The sequence below is a fragment of the Streptomyces sp. V4I23 genome, assembly GCF_030817975.1.
In the GTDB taxonomy this organism is placed as follows: Bacteria; Actinomycetota; Actinomycetes; order Streptomycetales; family Streptomycetaceae; genus Streptomyces.
This window is the reverse complement of sequence record NZ_JAUSZW010000004.1, coordinates 3,752,818-3,769,813: the sequence shown is the minus strand read 5'-3', so window position 1 is coordinate 3,769,813 and position 16,996 is coordinate 3,752,818. Positions and strand designations below refer to the sequence as shown.

The 16,996-nt window shown below is 72.9% G+C and carries 14 protein-coding genes; 9 read left to right on the top strand and 5 right to left on the bottom strand.

The window, feature by feature from the left end; translation table 11 throughout:
- Nucleotides 1–91: 91 nt before the first annotated feature.
- A complete protein-coding gene (locus QFZ82_RS19290) occupies nucleotides 92–1,423 on the top strand; it encodes a S1 family peptidase (protein WP_307714354.1) in 1,332 nt (443 codons plus the stop codon).
- Between the two features lie 85 nt (nucleotides 1,424–1,508).
- Here QFZ82_RS19290 and QFZ82_RS19285 read toward each other — a convergent pair whose 3' ends face one another.
- The 3 genes from QFZ82_RS19285 to QFZ82_RS19275 all read right to left on the bottom strand — a co-directional run bounded on the left by QFZ82_RS19285 (nucleotide 1,509) and on the right by QFZ82_RS19275 (nucleotide 4,437).
- Nucleotides 1,509–3,227 (bottom strand): serine/threonine-protein kinase, encoded by a 1,719-nt coding sequence (locus QFZ82_RS19285; protein ID WP_307714353.1) that lies wholly within the window; start codon nucleotides 3,225–3,227, stop codon nucleotides 1,509–1,511.
- A gap of 101 nt (nucleotides 3,228–3,328) precedes the next feature.
- On the bottom strand, nucleotides 3,329–3,847 hold the full coding sequence (locus QFZ82_RS19280; RefSeq protein ID WP_307714352.1) for a MarR family winged helix-turn-helix transcriptional regulator: 519 nt from the start codon (nucleotides 3,845–3,847) through the stop codon (nucleotides 3,329–3,331).
- Complete coding sequence (locus QFZ82_RS19275) at nucleotides 3,844–4,437, bottom strand: type 1 glutamine amidotransferase family protein (RefSeq protein WP_307714351.1); 594 nt, start codon at nucleotides 4,435–4,437, stop codon at nucleotides 3,844–3,846. Before QFZ82_RS19275 ends, QFZ82_RS19280 begins: the two co-directional genes overlap by 4 nt.
- A gap of 158 nt (nucleotides 4,438–4,595) precedes the next feature.
- Between QFZ82_RS19275 and QFZ82_RS19270 the strand changes: the two genes are divergently transcribed.
- Nucleotides 4,596–5,951 carry an aspartate aminotransferase family protein gene (locus QFZ82_RS19270; protein ID WP_307714349.1) on the top strand — a complete coding sequence of 452 codons (1,356 nt, stop codon included), beginning with the start codon at nucleotides 4,596–4,598 and terminating at the stop codon, nucleotides 5,949–5,951.
- 298 nt (nucleotides 5,952–6,249) lie between these two features.
- A complete protein-coding gene (locus tag QFZ82_RS19265; RefSeq protein ID WP_307714348.1) occupies nucleotides 6,250–8,007 on the top strand; it encodes a VCBS repeat-containing protein in 1,758 nt (585 codons plus the stop codon).
- Nucleotides 8,008–8,061: 54 nt separating this feature from the next.
- Here the strand turns inward: QFZ82_RS19265 and QFZ82_RS19260 are convergent, their stop codons facing one another.
- Nucleotides 8,062–8,997, bottom strand: a complete 936-nt coding sequence (locus QFZ82_RS19260; protein WP_307714347.1) for an NADP-dependent oxidoreductase — start codon at nucleotides 8,995–8,997, stop codon at nucleotides 8,062–8,064.
- A gap of 114 nt (nucleotides 8,998–9,111) precedes the next feature.
- Between QFZ82_RS19260 and QFZ82_RS19255 the strand changes: the two genes are divergently transcribed.
- Complete coding sequence (locus QFZ82_RS19255; RefSeq protein ID WP_307714346.1) at nucleotides 9,112–10,125, top strand: GlxA family transcriptional regulator; 1,014 nt, start codon at nucleotides 9,112–9,114, stop codon at nucleotides 10,123–10,125.
- 27 nt (nucleotides 10,126–10,152) lie between these two features.
- Here QFZ82_RS19255 and QFZ82_RS19250 read toward each other — a convergent pair whose 3' ends face one another.
- Nucleotides 10,153–10,602 (bottom strand): hypothetical protein, encoded by a 450-nt coding sequence (locus QFZ82_RS19250; protein WP_307714345.1) that lies wholly within the window; start codon nucleotides 10,600–10,602, stop codon nucleotides 10,153–10,155.
- Nucleotides 10,603–10,705: 103 nt separating this feature from the next.
- On the opposite strand from QFZ82_RS19250, the gene QFZ82_RS19245 reads away from it, so the two are divergent.
- The 5 genes from QFZ82_RS19245 (at nucleotide 10,706) to QFZ82_RS19225 (ending at nucleotide 16,937) form a co-directional block, all read left to right on the top strand.
- A complete protein-coding gene (locus tag QFZ82_RS19245; protein ID WP_307717770.1) occupies nucleotides 10,706–11,476 on the top strand; it encodes a GntR family transcriptional regulator in 771 nt (256 codons plus the stop codon).
- Nucleotides 11,473–13,905: a dolichyl-phosphate beta-glucosyltransferase gene (locus tag QFZ82_RS19240; RefSeq protein WP_307714344.1), complete on the top strand. Its 2,433-nt coding sequence runs from the start codon at nucleotides 11,473–11,475 to the stop codon at nucleotides 13,903–13,905. Before QFZ82_RS19245 ends, QFZ82_RS19240 begins: the two co-directional genes overlap by 4 nt.
- Nucleotides 13,906–14,026: 121 nt before the next feature.
- Complete coding sequence (locus tag QFZ82_RS19235; RefSeq protein ID WP_307714343.1) at nucleotides 14,027–14,677, top strand: hypothetical protein; 651 nt, start codon at nucleotides 14,027–14,029, stop codon at nucleotides 14,675–14,677.
- A 140-nt stretch (nucleotides 14,678–14,817) separates the two neighbouring features.
- The gene (locus QFZ82_RS19230; RefSeq protein WP_307714342.1) at nucleotides 14,818–15,765 is read left to right on the top strand and encodes a class I SAM-dependent methyltransferase; all 948 of its coding nucleotides are present in this window, start codon (nucleotides 14,818–14,820) and stop codon (nucleotides 15,763–15,765) included.
- Between the two features lie 290 nt (nucleotides 15,766–16,055).
- Nucleotides 16,056–16,937: an SGNH/GDSL hydrolase family protein gene (locus QFZ82_RS19225; protein WP_307714341.1), complete on the top strand. Its 882-nt coding sequence runs from the start codon at nucleotides 16,056–16,058 to the stop codon at nucleotides 16,935–16,937.
- The last annotated feature ends 59 nt before the right edge of the window (nucleotides 16,938–16,996 follow it).

Sequence of the window (16,996 nt, the reverse complement as noted above, 5' to 3'; positions counted from 1 at the left end):
CGGCCCGCTCGGCGGGGCGTCGGTGAACGGCGCGGGCCGCGGCCACGTATAGAGCGGGTGACACAGGGACGGTACGACCTTGGGGCCGCGTATGAGGCACGCACGACGGAAGCTGCGGCGGCTGGTGCGGCTGGCCGCCGCGGGCGGGCTGGTCTGCGGCGTTCTGATGGTCACGGACGCCATGGCCGGCGAACCGGCGGAACGCCGGGGGGTGGCGGACGCCGTCGCGCGGCTCGGCACGTCGCGTACCGCGGGAAGTTGGACGACCGACGAGGGGCGGACGGTCGTCGCGGTGACCGACGCCGAAGCGGCCGCGGAGGTCCGCGCGGCCGGTGCGGACGCCCGGATCGTGCCCCACAGCATGGACCGGCTCCGCTCCGCCACCGAGGCGCTGCGTGACGCGCCCCGCGTCGCCGGGACGGCATGGGCGGTCGACTACGCGTCCAACGAGGTCACCGTGCGCGCCGACAGCACGGTCTCCGCCGCCGACTGGTCGCGGCTGTCCGGCCTCGCCGAACGGATCGGCGGCCACGTCCGCATGGAGCGCACGCCGGGCGCCTTCACCACCAGGGTCGGCGGTGCGTCCCCGATCTTCGGCGACCAGCGCCGCTGTTCGGCGGGCTTCAACGTGACCGACGGCACGGACACCTACATCCTGACGGCCGGCCACTGCGGACCCGAAGGCACGTCCTGGTTCCGGGACCGGCAGGGCGCCGAACTGGTCGGCACCACCACCGACGCGGCCTTCCCGGGCAAGGACTACTCCCTGGTCCGGTACGAGAGCACGGACACGCTCGACCGCACCAACGTCGCCTCGATCGGCGGCGGCCAGGGCGTACGGATCGTCGGGTCGGCCGATCCCGTCGTCGGTCAGCGGGTGTTCCGCAGCGGCAGTACGACCGGCTTCCGGTCCGGCGAGGTGACCGCGGTGAACGCGACGGTGAACTATCCCGAGGGCACGGTCACCGGCCTGATCGAGACCACGGTGTGCGCGGAGCCCGGTGACAGCGGAGGTCCGCTGTTCTCGGAGGGGCTGGCGCTCGGCGTGACGTCGGGCGGCGACGGGGACTGCGCGAGCGGCGGCACGACGTACTTCCAGCCGGTGCCCGCGGCCATGGAGGCGCTGGGCGTGGACCTGACGGGCGGACCGCCGCGCCCGCCGGGCGCCGGCGGCGGCACGGGCGGCTCCGGGGCACAAGCATCCGGCCAGGCGGGCGGGGACGCCGGGCCCGCCGGGTCCGGCGGTTCGGGTGCGGCAGCCGGCGGCTCCCGGGAGATCACGAGCATCGTGGACTTCGACAACCCCCGCCTCGGACTGGGCGTCATCGCCCTGAGCCTGGGCCTCCTGGTGTCCGCGCGCTGGATCGTGTCGGTCCAGGAGCGCCGGGAGTTCCGCAGTTTCCACTCCGCGAGCTGGAGCTGATCCTTCCCGTCCCGGCCCCGCCCGGCCCGTCTCGTCTACGTCTCGGCCCGTCCGCGTTCACGTCTCGGCCCGTCTTCGTACAGGCTCAGCCCGTCTTCGTGTACGTGAGCGGCTCGCCGCCCGAGCCGACCAGCTCGCGCACGATCGTGGAGTCGTCCGGCATGTCGAGGCGGCTCCACTGGCCCGGTGCGCACGACACCGGATCGCCGAAGGTGACCGTGGTCGGCCCCAGTTCGAGCGGCGGTCCCGGTGCGCGCAGCATGGCGGACCAGCGGCAGTCGTAGTTCGGGCCGGTGCCGGACAGGGTCATGACCTGCTCACCCCTCTCGCCCTGGGTGATGGTCATTTCCCGGACGTTGGTGCCGTCCGCGGTGTCGAACGACGCGCGCCAGCTGCCGATGTACTCCTGCGGGACCCCGCCCGTCGCCGTGGACGGCGACGAGGAGGGGGACGGCCCCTTGGCGTCGTCGGACGGCGTCGTGGAGCCGGACGCCGAGGAGGAGGCGGGACCGGGCTCGGGCTTCGCCGCCGTGCCGCCCTTGTCCTTGGACATGAACGTGTAGACCGCGCCGCCCGCGCCGACGGCCACGACCAGGGCGACGGCGATCAGGGCGAGGGTGCCGCCGCGTGACGTGCGCGGCTCGGGAGCGGGCGGCGGCGTGGGAGCCGGGACGTGCGTGTAGGAGGCGGGCGTGTACGCGGCCGGTGCGTAGAGGGCCGGGGCGGGCGGCGCGTGCGGGTAGCCGTACGGCGGGCCGGCCGGTCCCGCAGGGCCGGGCGGCGGAGGCTGCGGCGCGGGTGCGGGCGGGGGCGGTGTCTGCGGGGCCGTCATCGTGGGCGGCTGCGCGGGGGAGGGAGCAGGGGGCTCGGCGGGCAAGGAGGCCGGGTCCGCGGCGGCTGCCGGCGGCTGCTCGTACTCCAGCAACTCCACGGCGTGACGTCCCAGTTGGGCGACGAGCGCGGCCGGCAGCCACGGCTCCCCGTCCGCTTCCCGGTCCGTGCGCTCCAGGATCTGCGCCGGTGTCGGCCGGGCCGCCGGATCCTTGTGGAGGCAGTCCCGCACCAGGTCCCGCAGGCCCTCGGGGACGCCGTCCAGCGACGGTTCCTCCTGGGCGATGCGGAACATCTGCGCGTGCACCCCGCTGTCGCCCGTGCCGAACGGCAGCCGGCCCGTGGCCGCGTAGGCGAGGACCGAGCCCAGACAGAAGACGTCGCCGGCGGGCGTGACCCGGTCGCCGCGGATCTGCTCGGGGGACACGAACCCCGGGGAGCCGACGAGCACGCCGGTACGGGTGAGTCCGCCGTCGGTGACCGTGTCCAGCGCGCGGGCTATGCCGAAGTCGATCACGCGCGGGCCGTCGATGGTGACCAGGATGTTCGACGGCTTCAGGTCGCGGTGGACCAGGCCGGCCGCGTGGATGCTCGTCAGGGCGTGCGCGAGTCCGGAGGCGAGGAGGCGGACGCTGCGTTCGGGAAGCGGGCCGTGTGCGCCGGAGACGACGGTGTGCAGGGCGGGCCCGGCGATGTAGCCGGTCGCGACCCAGGGGACGGGCGCCTCGGTGTCGGCGTCGAGGACGGGGGCGGTCCACCGGCCGCCGACCCGCAGCGCGGCGCGCACCTCCAGGCGGAACCGGTTGCGGAACTGCTCCTGTTCGGCCAGCTCCTGCCGTACGAGCTTGACGGCCACGGTCCGCCCGCGGTCGGAGCGGGCCAGATACACCTGGCCCATGCCGCCCGCGCCGAGTCTGGCCATCAGCCGGTACTCGCCGATGTGCCGTGGATCCCCCGGTGCCAGCTGCTCCATGGCGCGTGGCCCTCCCCCGTGTCCGATGGTTCGACGGACCGAGGATAGTGCCGTGCGCCGGGGGCAGCGGGGGGTGCGCGACATGCGGACCGGGCTGCGGTTCAGCCGCTTGTGGCGACCGCCGTCTCCTCCGCCTCGGCCCCCTCCGGCGCACCCGCCGTCTCCTGCTCTATGGCGTCCATCGCCCTCGACAGCCGCTCCAGCACCCGCACGGTCTCCGCGAACCCCTCCGCCCCGAGCTCACCGAGCAGCCGGCGGGCGAGCCGCGCATGCCCCGGGTCGATCTTGCGTATCGCCTCGCGTCCCGCCTCCGTCGCGTGCAGCAGCTTCGCGCGGCGGTGGGCCGGGTTGGGGCGGTACTCCGCGAGCCCCTGCTCGGCCAGCAGGTCGGCGATGCGCTGCACGCTCTGTCGCGTGATGCCCATCGTGCGGGCTATCCCGGCCACGGTCTCCGGCTCGCGCAGCACGGCGCCGAGGACCTGCCAGCGGGCCGCCGTCAGCCCGGCCTCCTGGGCCAGCCCGTCCGAGACGGTGATGAACTGGCCGTTCAGCCGGAAGACGCCGAGCGCCGTACGGGTCAGCAGTTCCTGCGGGTGGTTGTCGGGTCTGTGCGTGCTCATGCCGAAAGGATCTCGTACGCCGCCGGGTCCGAGTCGTGGAAGAGCCGGTACCAGGCGTCCAGCTTCGGGCCCTCGTAGACCCCGAGCCGGGCGAAGACCTCGCGGGCGAACGCGACCGGCTCGGTCGGGCCCGCGGTGATCAGGTCGCCGTCGGTGACGGCGTCCGCCTCCACGTACTTCTCGCCGCCCCGGTAGCCGGTGGCCTCCAGGTAGAAGGACGCGGCGCTGGTGTGCGGGCGGTCGTCGAGCAGGCCCTCGCGGGCGAGACCGGCGGTCGCGCCGCAGATGGCGGCGACCGGGACGCCCGCGTCGAGGAACGTGCGCGCCGCCGCGGCGAACGGCGCGAGCTTGTCGCCGGTCTCCCACAGCGAGGCGCCGGTGAGGATCAGCAGCGCGCTGTCGGCCGGGTCCAGCGCGTCGAGCGCCAGGTCGGGCTGGATGCGGACGCCGCCCATGGTGGTGACGGGCTCCGTCGTGAGGCCGACCGTGCGCACGGTGAAGCCGTTCTGCGTCAGGTGGGCGGTGGCGTGGCCCGTCTCCCAGTCGGCGTAGGTGTCGTACACGGCCAGATGAACGGTCTTGCGGGTCATGGTGCCCTCCTCGACTTTCAATGACAGTAGCCTGTCATATCGACAGCATACTGTCAATGGCGGAGGACGGCGGCCCGACACCCTGCCCAGACAAGGAGGCCGAGGTCATACAAGGTGGCCATGTCGGCTCCCACCTGCTCCTCCTTACGCTGGCCCGCATGAACCCTCATGCCGATCCCCAGGCCGGCGCCGCCGTCAAGGCGGCGGACCGCGCGCACGTGTTCCACTCCTGGTCCGCCCAGGGACTGATCGACCCGCTCGCCGTCGCCGGCGCCGAGGGTTCGTACTTCTGGGACTACGACGGGAACCGCTACCTCGACTTCACCAGCGGCCTCGTCTACACCAACATCGGGTACCAGCACCCGAAGGTCGTCGCCGCGATCCAGGAGCAGGCGGGCAGGCTCGCCACCTTCGCGCCCGCGTTCGCGGTCGAGCCGCGCTCCGAGGCGGCCCGGCTGATCGCCGAGCGGACCCCGGGCGACCTGGACAAGATCTTCTTCACCAACGGCGGCGCCGAGGCCGTCGAGAACGCCATCCGCATGGCCCGTCTGCACACGGGCCGCCCGAAGGTGCTCTCGGCCTACCGCTCGTACCACGGCGGCACGGCGACCGCGATCAACGTCACCGGCGACCCGCGCCGCTGGGCCAACGACAACGGCACCGCGGGCGTCGTCCACTTCTGGGGGCCGTTCCTCTACCGCTCGCCGTTCTACTCCTCGACGGAGGCGGAGGAGTGCGAGCGCGCCCTGACGCACCTCGAGGACACCATCGCCTTCGAGGGCCCGCAGACCATCGCGGCGATCATCCTGGAGACCATCCCCGGCACGGCCGGAATCATGACCCCGCCGCCGGGCTACCTCGCGGGCGTCCGCGAGATCTGCGACCGCTACGGCATCGTCTTCGTGCTCGACGAGGTCATGGCTGGCTTCGGCCGTACGGGCAAATGGTTCGCTGCCGAGCACTTCGACGTGGTGCCGGACCTGATGACGTTCGCGAAGGGCGTCAACTCCGGCTACGTACCGCTGGGCGGTGTCGCGATCTCGGCCGAGATAGCGGCGACGTTCGACAAGCGCCCGTACCCGGGCGGCCTGACGTACTCCGGCCACCCGCTGGCCTGCGCGGCCGCCGTCGCCACGATCCGGGTGATGGAGGAGGAGAAGGTCGTCGAGCACGCCGCCCGCATTGGCGAGACGGTCCTCGGCCCGGGCCTGCGCGAACTGGCCGAGCGCCACCCGTCGGTGGGCGAGGTGCGCGGCACGGGCGCGTTCTGGGCGCTGGACCTGGTCCGCGACCGCGAGACGCGTGAACCGCTGGTGCCGTACAACGCGACGGGGGAGGCGAACGCGGCGATGGCGGCGTTCGGGGCGGCCTGCAAGAAGAACGGCCTGTGGCCCTTCGTCAACATGAACCGCACGCACGCGGTGCCGCCGTGCAACGTGACGGAGTCCGAGGCCAAGGAGGGCCTGGCGGCCCTGGACGCGGCGCTGTCGGTGGCCGACGAGTGGGTGGCCTAGCCGAGGGCGCCTCCCCCGGATTCCCGCGCCTCACACTCCCCCTACGGCCTGGCGGCCGTGGAGGTGCCCCCAGCGGGGCTGACTGTGTCAGCCCGTCCGGCGTTTGAGGACACCGCGCGCAGCGCGGTGAGGGGTCCGGGGCCTGCCCGGTTACGGGAAAGGGCGGGGGTGGGGAAAGCGCCCCGCGCAGCGGCCCACCCTCGCCCACCCGAAACATAGCCGCTCCCGTACATCCCTCCCCCCACCTCATGCGTCTGACCTGGTGCCCGCACCTGTGGCATCACTCCCTGGGGGGACCTTGTCTTCGAAGAGAACCGGCCGCCCGGCGGCCACCCGCCGCCTGGCGGCATGCACCGCACTCGCCCTGTCGGTCACGGCAGGTGCCCTGCTCGCCTCCCCGGCGCCCGCGTTCGCGGACGAACCGCCGGCGCCCCGCGCCGCCGTCGAGCAGCCCGCGCGCGACGCGGGGCAGCTGCCCCGCCTGACGCTGCCGCGGCCCGAGGTGAACCGCGGCGCGTTCAGCGCCCAGGACGAGGGCGCGCCGCTCGCCCCGCCGCGCAGCGACGTGGACGGCGACGGCTGGTCCGACATACTCCTGCAAAGCATCGACGGGACCGTGTACGTCGACACCGGCGCCGAGAGCCACGAGATCAGCTACTACGTCTCCGGCGAGACGGGGACCCAGACCTACAAGGACGTCTTCACCGCGGCCGGTCTCCACCCGGACGGTCCGGTCCACTTCACGCTCACGGCCGCCGGACGGCTCTCGGCGTACACGAACGACCTGTACTACCCGAACAACTTCTGGTCCGGACACGGCTGGCAGATCTACAACAAGGTCTTCTCGCCCGGTGACCTGACCGGCGACGGCATCGGTGACGTGCTCGCGCGTACCCACGCCGGCGACCTCTACCTGTACCCGGGCACCACCAGCGCCTCCAGCCCGCTCGGGTCCCGGGTCAAGGTCGGCACGGGCTGGGGCCAGTTCGACCAGCTCGTCGGCATGAACGACGTCAACAACGACGCCGTCGCCGACCTCTTCACCCGCAACACCGCGGGTGAGCTGTTCTTCTACAGCGGCACCGGCGAGGCCACGCGCCCCTTCAAGGACAGGGTCAAGGTCGGCACCGGCTGGAACATCTTCAACACGCTGTTCAGCATCGACGACCTCGACGAGGACGGCAACGCCGACCTGCTCGCCCGCGCGTACAACGGCGACCTCTACCAGTACTCCTCCACGGGCACGGGCGCCTTCCTGCCCCGCGTGAAGCTCGGCGGCGGCTGGAACGGCGTGGGCCGGTTCGCCAACGGCAGCAGCCTCCCCTCGTGGGGCAAGGACGAGATCTTCGGCCTCGACTCCCGCGGTGCCCTCTACTACTACTACGACCTGAACAACGGCCAGTTCGCCCCGCGTATGAGGGCCAGTGACGACGGCATGTTCACGGGCGCGAAGCTGTCGTACTTCTCCTCGCTCGACGACGACGGCTACGCCGACCTGTTCGAGGTCTACAACGGTCACCTCTACAACCTCAGCCACTCGTCGGGTTCGATCCACGACATCGGCGGCGGCTGGGGCGTCTACAACACCCTCGTCGGCCTCGGTGACCTCTCCGGCGACGGCAAGGGCGACATCGTGGCCCGCGACGGCTCGGGCGTGCTCTACCTCTACCGCGGCTACGGCACCGGCAGCGGCTTCGCCGCGAAGCAGCGGATCGGCAGCGGCTGGGGCCAGTTCAACGTGCTCGTCGGCGCGGGTGACATCTCCGGCGACGGTCGCGCAGACATGATCGCGCGCGCCAAGGACGGCACGCTGTACCTGTACGAGGGCACGGGCGTGGCCTCCGCGCCGTTCAAGGCGAAGAAGCTGATCGGCTCCGGCTGGGGCCAGTACACCAAGCTGACGGCGCCGGGCGACATGAACGGCGACGGCCGCGCGGACCTCGTCGCGCGTACCAGCGGCGGCACGCTCTACCGCTACGACTCCGACGGCAAGGGCGGCTTCAAGCCCAAGGCGACCATCGGCACCGGCTGGAACACGTACACCGGCCTGTACTAGGCACCACGGCCCCGAGGGGTGCCGCCCGCGCGGCGGCGCCCCTCGGGAGCCCGCTCACACGACAGTGAGCACGATCTTTCCCTGCGTCCGGCCGGTCTCACCGATCTCGTGCGCCTTGCCGGCCTGCTCCAGCGGCAGCACCGTGTCCACGTGCACGCGCAGCCTGCCCGACTCGACTAGCGCGGCGATCTCCCGCAGCCCGCCGTTGTCGGGCTCCACGATCGTGAACCCGGCGCGCAGCCCGCGTTGTTCGGCCTCCCCGGCGAGGTACGCCTCGGCGGGCGAGGCGAGGGAGACCAGCATGCCGCCCGGCCGGAGCACGTCCAGGGACCGCGGCCCGTACTCACCGCCCACGACGTCCAGGACCACGTCCATGTCCTCGACGGCCTCGGTGAAGTCCGTCGTCCGGTAGTCGACGACCTCGTCGGCGCCGAGCCCCCGCACGAAGGCGTGCTTGGCCGCGCTCGCCGTGCCGATCACGTGCGCGCCCCGTGCCTTGGCGATCTGGACGGCCAGGTGTCCGACGCCGCCGGCCGCAGCGTGCACCAGCACGCGCTGCCCGGGGCGTACGCCGGCGGTGTCGACCAGCGACTGCCAGGCGGTGAGCGCGGCGATCGGCAGGGCGGCGGCCTCCACGTGCGAGATCCCGGCCGGCTTGCGGGCCAGATGGCGGGCCGGTGAGGTCATGAACTCGGCGTACGCGCCCGCCGGTTCGGGCAGCCGGGGCATGCCGAACACCTCGTCGCCCGGCCGGTACATCGTCACGCCGAGACCGACGGCCTCCACGACGCCGGACACGTCCCAGCCGAGCGGCACCGGGCGTCCGTCGCCGAGAAGCCCGCCCGTCGAACGGTGCCACCAGTCCGTCGGGTTGACCCCGGCGGCGTGGACCCGCACCAGGACCTCCGAGGGACCGGGCTCGGGACGGTCGGTCTCGACGACCTTCAGCACGTCCGGTCCGCCGAGTGTGTCCTGCCTGATGGCCCGCATGATGTCCGCTCCTCGTCAGGGGAATCGGCCCCGACCGGGGCCCGGGACCAACCCTGCGGCAGCGGAAAGCCGCATTCGAGTGGCTGGATGGCCATGATGTGCAAGGATCTGGCCATGGCCTCCTCCGCCCCGCACCGCGTCGTCGTCCTCGCGCTCGACGGCGTCTACCCCTTCGAGATGAGCATCCCGGTCCGGATCTTCGGCACTGCCCAAGGGCCCGGCGGCGAACCGCTGTACGAGGTGATCACCTGCGGCATCGAGGGCGGCACGGTGCGCACCAGCGCCGACTTCTCCGTCACCGTCGAGCACGGGCTCGACGTGCTCGCGACGGCGGACACGCTCGTCGTCCCGCCGTTCACCTGCGGCCCGGACCGGCCCCAGGAGTGGCTGCCCGCGCCGCTCGCCGCCGCCCTCACGACGCTCCGCCCCGGCGCCCGCGTCGTGTCCATCTGCACCGCCGCGTACGTCCTCGCCACCGCCGGCCTGCTCGACGGCCGCCGCGCCACCACGCACTGGAACGAGGCGGAGGAGTTCCAGCGCGCCTTCCCCGGGGTCGAGGTGGACCCGGGCGTGCTGTTCGTCGACGACGGCGACGTGCTGACGGCGGCGGGCGTCGCGGCCGGGGTGGATTTGTGCCTGCACCTGCTGCGCCGCGACCACGGCAGCGAGGTCGCCAACCGGGTGGCGCGGCGGTGCGTCGTGCCGCCGTGGCGGGACGGCGGCCAGGCCCAGTTCATCGAGCGGCCGGTGCCGCCGCCCTCCGCGGCGTCGACCTCCGCGACCCGCGCCTGGGCACTCGGCCGACTGGGCGGTCCGCTGACCCTCGCGGAACTGGCCGCGCACGCCCGGATGAGCGTGCGCACGTTCTCCCGCCGCTTCCGCGAGGAGGTCGGCACGACGCCGGTCCAGTGGCTGACCCGCCAGCGCGTCGAGCACGCCCGCCGCCTGCTGGAGACGACGGACCTCCCCGTGGACCGGGTCGCGGCGGAGTCGGGCTTCGGCACGGCGGCGTCGCTGCGCCAGCACATGGCCGCCGTGATCGGGGTGTCGCCGATGGCGTACCGCCAGACGTTCCGTGCCCGGGCGGGCGAGCCGGCCGCGGGGCGCGGCGAGCTCGTCGCCTCGTAGCCCATCGGTGCGGGCCCCGGCGGCCGCTCACGCCCCCCGCTCCACCTCCAGGAAACGCCGGCGCCGCGGGCCCCGGTACAGCAGCGCCTCCCAGCCGAGGCGCCCCAGGGCCGCCGCGCACGCCGTCAGCTCGGCCTCCTCCGCCTGCGCCGCGCCGCCGCCCGGCGGGCCCAGCCACTCCACGTACACCGTGGCCGGACGCTCGCCGGGGCGGACGCGGTAGCCGGTCGCCGTCCTCGCGCCGTCGGCGCCCACCGCCGACGGCGGGAAGCCGGCCGCCTCCAGGGCCAGGGACACCGCGCGCACCATGCGGTTCAGCTCCCAGGGCGCGGGGACGGCCGCCGGGTCCGCGGCCGTCGCGTTGGTCACACGGCGGATCTGGAGCAGCCCCTCGAACGCCGTGCGGACCTCGGCGGCCCGGCGGGCCCCGGACACCGGGGCGCCGTCGCCGTCGGCCGGTTCGAACACATCCGTCACATCCGCCTCGCTTCCGTCACGGTGCGGGCCCCATGCCCCACGACCCCGTCACGACCCCTGGCCTATCGTGTCCGGGACGAAGCAGAAGGAGAAGGCCACCACGATGCCCGGCAACGCCAGCGGCGGCGGCACCGCCGTCACACGCAGCACCCTGCGGCAGCAGATCGCGGACGCGCTGCGTGACGAGGTGCTCGCCGGGCGTCTCCAGCCCGGGCAGGAGTTCACGGTCAAGCAGATCGCCGACCAGTACGGCGTCTCCGCGACACCCGTGCGCGAGGCGCTCGTGGACCTGTCCGCGCAGGGGCTGCTCGAATCGGACCAGCACCGCGGCTTCAAGGTGCACCGGTTCTCCGTCGACGACTACCGCACGATGGTCGAGGCGCGCTCGATGGTGGTCGACGGCGTCTTCCGGCAGCGCACGGAGCGCGGTTCCGCGGCCCTGAGCGCCCAGGACCTGCTGTCGGTGCGCCGCCGGGCCGAGGAGGCCGCACGGGCGGCACGCGCCGGTGACCTCGACATTCTGATCGGCTACGACCTGCGGTTCTGGCGCGAGCTCGGAGCGCTCGTGACCAACCACTACATCTCCGAGTTCCTGCACCGGCTGCGGGTGCAGGCGTGGGTGTTCGCCGTGCCGTACCTGCGGTCCGACCAGGAGATGTCGGAGTGGCTGTGGAGCGGGCACGAGAAGGTGGTGGACGCCGTGACCCACGGTGACGCGGAGGGTGTGCGCCAGGAGATCCACGCCTACAACGCGCACGCGCTCGCCTGGGCGGACCGGCTCGAACGCGGACCGGTCCCCCCTGACGGGGCCGGTGACGCCACGGACGACCGCCCGGCCCCGGTCCGGATCCCCGACGCCCGGTCCGAGCGGTGAGCGTGGACCTGAGCGTCGTCGTACCCGCGTACAACGAGGAGGAACGCCTCGGCCCGACGCTGGACGCCGTCTGCGCCTTCCTGCGCGCCGACCCCGAGCGCTGGGGCGAGTGGGAGCTGATCGTCGTCGACGACGGCTCCACCGACGCGACCGCGAAGATCGCCCAGGAGGCGGCGGCCGGGGAGCCCCGCATCCAGCTCGTGTCGAGCAGGACCAACCGCGGCAAGGGCCATGCCCTGCGCATGGGCGTCCTCGCCTCCTACGGGCGGCGGGTGCTGTTCACCGACGCCGACCTCGCCACCCCCGTCGACGAGCTGGCCCGCCTCGACGACGAGCTCGCCGCCACCGGCGCCGCGGCCGCCATCGGCTCGCGCGCCCACCCCGAGGCCCGGATCGAGGTGCACCAGCGGCGCCTGCGCGAGTGGCTCGGCCGCATGGGCAACCGGCTCATACGCCTCGTCGCGGTGTCCGGCATCCGCGACACCCAGTGCGGCTTCAAACTCTTCGACGGCGACAAGGCGCGCGCCGCGTTCGCCGACTCGCGGCTCACCGGGTGGGGCATCGACGTCGAGATCCTGCGCTTCTTCCGCCGCGAGGGCTGGCCCGTGACCGAGGTCCCGGTGCGCTGGTCGCACGTCGCCGGATCCAAGGTCAGGCCCGCCGACTACGGCAAGGTGCTGCTGGAACTGCTGCGGCTGCGGACCCGTGCCGTACGGCGCGCGGACCTCTCCGTCGCCGGGCTCTTCCTCCTCGCGTCCGTCCTGCTCTACAAGGGCCTGTGGGCGGACCTCGACCGCGGCTACCTGCGCGACGCCGGCCAGGACCAGAACCAGTGGGAGTGGTTCTTCGCGGTCACCGCCGACAACGTCACGCATCTGCGCAATCCGCTGTTCACCACCCTCCAGGGATATCCCGAGGGCGTGAACCTGATGGCCAACACGGTCATGCTGGGCCTGTCCGTCCCCCTGACCCCCGTCACGCTGGCCTTCGGGCCGACCGTCACCTGGGCGCTCGTCCTCACCCTCGGCCTGACCGCGACCGCCGTCTCCTGGTACTGGCTGATCGCCCGGCGGCTCGTCCGCAACAGAGCCGCCGCCGCGCTCGGCGGCGGCTTCGCCGCCTTCGCGCCGCCGATGATCTCGCACGGGAACGCACACCCGAACTTCCTCGTCCTGTTCATGCTGCCGCTGATCGTCGACCGGGCGCTGCGGCTGTGCGAGGGCCGCAACGTGGTCCGCGACGGCGTGCTGCTCGGCCTGTTCGCGACGTACCAGATCTTCCTCGGCGAGGAGCCGCTGCTGCTCGCCGCCGTCGGCATGCTGCTGTTCGCCCTGTCGTACGCGCTCGTGCGGCGCGACGTGGCCCGGACGGCGTGGCGGCCGCTGCTGCGCGGGCTCGGCATCGCGCTGCTGGTGTGCCTGCCGCTGGTGGCGTTCCCGCTCGGCTGGCAGTTCTTCGGGCCGCAGAGCTACAAGAGCGTGCTGCACGGCGACAACGCGGGCAACAGCCCGCTCGCGTTCCTGCAGTTCTCGGGCCGTGCCCTGCTCGGCTCGGACGCGGGCGCCGATCCGCTCGCGATGAACCGCACCGAGCAGAACGCCTTCTTCGGCTGGCCGCTGATCGCGCTGAGCGCCGCACTGGTGATCCAGTGGTGGCGGCTGGCGGTGGTGAAGGCGCTGGCGTTCACGGCGGTGGCCGCCGCCTTCCTGTCGCTCGGACCGAAGTTCCGCATCCCGTACACGGACATCGTGCTGACCGGGCCCTGGCGGGCGCTCGCGCACCAGCCGCTGTTCGAGTCGGTCATCGAGTCGCGGGTGGCGATGGTGTGCGCCCCCGTGCTCGGCATGCTGCTCGCGCTCGCCGCCGACCGTCTCGCGGCGGCGGAGAACCGCTCCGGGGGCCTGCGGGCAGCGGGCTTCGCGGCGCTGGCGGCGGCGCTGATCCCGGTGCTCCCGACCCCCTACCCGGTACGGGAGCGGGCGGAGGTGCCGGGCTTCATCACCCACGGCGCGTACCGCTCCTACCTCGGCGAGGGCGAGTCGCTGGTCACCGTGCCGCTGCCGACGCCGGGCAGTGCGGACGCCCTGCACTGGCAGTCGGCGAACGGCCTCGGATTCCCGGTCGCCGGCGGCTACTTCAACGGCCCGTGGGGCCCCGACCGCATCGGGATCTACGGTGCGACGCCCCGCCACACCTCCAACCTGCTCTCCGACGTCCGCAACACCGGCCGGGTCCCCGTGATCGGCCCCAACTGGCAGGCGCAGGCCCGCGCGGACCTCGCCGCCTGGAAGGCCGGCGTGGTGGTGCTGCCGCCGCAGTACCACGAGCAGGCGCTCTACGAGACGGTCACGAAACTGCTGGGCAGGCCGGGAGAGCGCGTAGCCGGGGTATGGGTATGGGACGTGGGTGCGGAAGGCGGTACACGGTGAGGGCCCTCTTCGCCGGTCCTCCGCACGGCATTACGCTGTCCCGGCCACCGTCCGCGACCCACCGCCCTCCTGGCGAAGCCAGGGGGAGAACCCGTCCGAACCGCTGAGAGCGAGCCTTCCCTTGGCCTGTGACCTGTGGCTGGTCCCCCTTGTCGACGTGCTGTGCCACAGCCCCGACAACCCCTTCGCCGAAGAGATCGCCTCCTACGACAAGGCCCTGACCGGCGCCGGTCTGCCCACCGTGCCCGTCTTCGCCTACATGCCGGGGCTGTCGGGCGACGTCGCACCGGTCGCCGGCTTCGACTACGACGCGCTGCACTTCCTGCGGCGCGCCTACCTGCTTCAGCTGTGCGGTCTCGCGGTGACGCCGGTCGACGAACTCGGCGGCGACTACGAGCAGTTGCTGGAGATGTTCGAGTCGACGGCGCAGCAGTCGCACCTGGTGTGGCACTACGACCACGCGGGCGCGTACGTCCCGGTGGACTTCCCCGCGCCGCTGTTCAACGACGAACTGCTGGAGGGCGGGGGTCCGTTGGGCTCCACTCAGGGTCTTCTGCGCGAACTGGAGTACGTGGCCCCCGCGATCGGCATCGACCCGGCGAACCCGCCGGCCGCGCCGGAGCCGCCGGAGCGGCCCACAGCCCTGGAGGAGCCCGCCGGTCCGATCCCGTACGACGAGAGTCCGTTCGCACGGGAGCGGCACGTGTGGCTGGGCCTGCACGCGGCGGCGACACGGAGCCTCGGGCAGGGCTCGATGATCATCTTCAGCTGACGCAGGCGTCGCCGAGGTCCGCGTCGCGCCCTGGAGGGGAGGTGCCGCACACGCGCCCGACAGACGCCGGACGCGTGGCGGAAGGGTTCCGGACACATGGCGGACGGATACCGGACACCTTCCCGCTGTAGGACCGGGGCATGTCGCAGACAAGTACCCCCGCCGAGGGGACGGCCGCGGAAGAACTTCCCAGGCCGGAGCGGTTCGCGGACGTCAAGGGCTGGTTCTGGCCGGTCGATCAGCTGATCTTCGACTGGTTTTTGACCCGTCAGAGAGACACGGACGTGAAGGGTGACCTTCTGGAGCTCGGCGCCTACATGGGCAAGAGCGCGATCTTCCTCGGGGGCTGTCTGCGAGAAGGAGAGACCTTCACCGTCTGCGACCTGTTCGACTCCGAGGCGCCGGACGACCCCAACAGCGCGGAGATGGACCGCTCGTACGCGACCCTGACGCGCCGCGCCTTCGAGGCCAACTACCTCTCCTTCCACGACGAGCTGCCCACGGTGGTGCAGGCGCCGACGTCCGTCATCACCTCCCGCGTCGCGGCGGCCACCTGCCGCTTCGTCCACGTCGACGCGTCCCACCTGTACGAGCACGTCCACGGCGACGTGGCCGCGGCGCGCGAACTCCTGCTCCCCGACGGGATCGTGGCCTTCGACGACTTCCGGGCCGAGCACTGCCCGGGGGTCTCGGCGGCCGTATGGGGCGCGGTGGCCACGACCGGCCTCAAGCCGATCGTGATCACGGGCAGCAAGCTGTACGGGACATGGGGCGACCCGGCCCCGTTCACCGAGGAGCTGCTGGAGTTCCTGGCGACGCGGACGGACGTGTGGCACGGGGTGGAGGAGGTCGCGGGCCTGCCCCTGATCCGTATCAAGGGTCCCAAGGCGCAGCCGCCGGCCCCGCCGGTCTCGCGCAACGAGCCGCTCCCGCGGCCCGCCCCCGAGCCGGAGCCCGTCACCCCACCGCCCGCTCCCGCACCGTCCCCGGCGGCGCCTCCGGCCCGCCGCTCCCTTGCCCGCCGTCTGGCCCGGGACCTGCTCCCGCCGATCCTGACGCGGGCGCTGACATCCGGCCGCAGGCGCTGAGGGGATTCACCGGCCGACGGCATCGCACACGACGGCTCCGGGGCGCGTGCCCCTGAGCCGTCGCACGTGGCGGCAAGCACACATCGTCCGGCGGGCGTTGGTGACGGCTCACGAAAAAAGTGTCAAGGGTTGGGATTCCGTCACAGGGGCGGCGGGCCCGGGGCCCTCCTACGCTTCTCGCACCGATCGGGTGAACGCGCCCCGGCGAACAGGTCGTGGCTCCGCGAACCGGCGCCCGGAGCGCCGGAGCATGCCAGAGCCGCACCATTCGCCTGAAGGAGCCGCCCCCCATGCCGTTCCGCGCCAAGAACAGAGCCCTGTCGGTGGTCCTCGCGGCCGCCGGGACCGCCGCACTCGGGCTGGGGACCGCCGCCCCCGCCCGGGCCACCGCCGAACCGATGAACTACGTCGCCCTCGGGGACAGTTACAGCGCCGGTTCGGGCGTCCTCCCGCTCGACCCGGCCGCGTCCCCCCTGTGCTTCCGCACCACCAGGAACTACCCGCGCCTGCTCGCCGCCCGGACCGGCGCGAACCTCACGGACGTCACCTGTGGCGCCGCGAAGACCGAGCACTTCACACAGGCCCAGTACCCGGGTGTCGCCCCGCAGTTCGACGCGCTCGCGAGCGACACCGACCTCGTCACGCTGACCATCGGCGGCAACGACAACAACACCTTCATCAGCGCCATCCTCGCCTGCGGCACCCTGGGTGCGCTCACGGCCGGCCAGGGCAGCCCGTGCAAGGACACCTACGGCAGCAGCTTCTCCGACGACATCGCCGAGAAGACGTATCCCGCGATCAGGACGGCACTGAACCAGATCAGGGCCAGGTCGCCGAAGGCGGAGGTCGCGATCCTCGGCTATCCGTGGATCCTGCCCGAGCGTGCCGTCCCCGGCTGCTTCCTCAAGATGCCGGTCGCCAAGGGCGATGTGCCCTACCTGCACCAGCTGCAGACGGACCTGAACGCGGCCGTCGAGAAGGCCGCCGGCGAGGCCGGTGCCACCTTCGTCGACATGGCCGAGGTCTCGAAGGGCCACGACGCCTGCAGCCCGAGGGGCACGCGCTGGATCGAACCGCTCCTGTTCGGCACCAACGTCGTCCCGGTGCACCCGAACGCGGCGGGCGAGGCCGCGATGGCCGGCCAGGCGGCCGCGGTGCTGAACCTCGACTGAGGGACGACGCCCCCCCCCAGGGCCCGTGCTGCCCGCATGCCGCCGGGCGGCCGGCCCCG

What these genes read in the sequence shown, in the direction of transcription:
- QFZ82_RS19290 (WP_307714354.1), top strand. Translation starts at nt 92, where the DNA reads ATGAGGCACGCACGACGGAAGCTGCGGCGGCTGGTGCGGCTGGCCGCC.
- QFZ82_RS19260 (WP_307714347.1), bottom strand. Translation starts at nt 8,997, where the DNA reads ATGCGGGCCATCAGGCAGGACACACTCGGCGGACCGGACGTGCTGAAG.
- QFZ82_RS19270 (WP_307714349.1), top strand. Translation starts at nt 4,596, where the DNA reads ATGAACCCTCATGCCGATCCCCAGGCCGGCGCCGCCGTCAAGGCGGCG.
- QFZ82_RS19230 (WP_307714342.1), top strand. Translation starts at nt 14,818, where the DNA reads ATGTCGCAGACAAGTACCCCCGCCGAGGGGACGGCCGCGGAAGAACTT.
- QFZ82_RS19245 (WP_307717770.1), top strand. Translation starts at nt 10,706, where the DNA reads ATGCCCGGCAACGCCAGCGGCGGCGGCACCGCCGTCACACGCAGCACC.
- QFZ82_RS19275 (WP_307714351.1), bottom strand. Translation starts at nt 4,437, where the DNA reads ATGACCCGCAAGACCGTTCATCTGGCCGTGTACGACACCTACGCCGAC.
- QFZ82_RS19280 (WP_307714352.1), bottom strand. Translation starts at nt 3,847, where the DNA reads ATGAGCACGCACAGACCCGACAACCACCCGCAGGAACTGCTGACCCGT.
- QFZ82_RS19255 (WP_307714346.1), top strand. Translation starts at nt 9,112, where the DNA reads ATGGCCTCCTCCGCCCCGCACCGCGTCGTCGTCCTCGCGCTCGACGGC.
- QFZ82_RS19285 (WP_307714353.1), bottom strand. Translation starts at nt 3,227, where the DNA reads ATGGAGCAGCTGGCACCGGGGGATCCACGGCACATCGGCGAGTACCGG.
- QFZ82_RS19225 (WP_307714341.1), top strand. Translation starts at nt 16,056, where the DNA reads ATGCCGTTCCGCGCCAAGAACAGAGCCCTGTCGGTGGTCCTCGCGGCC.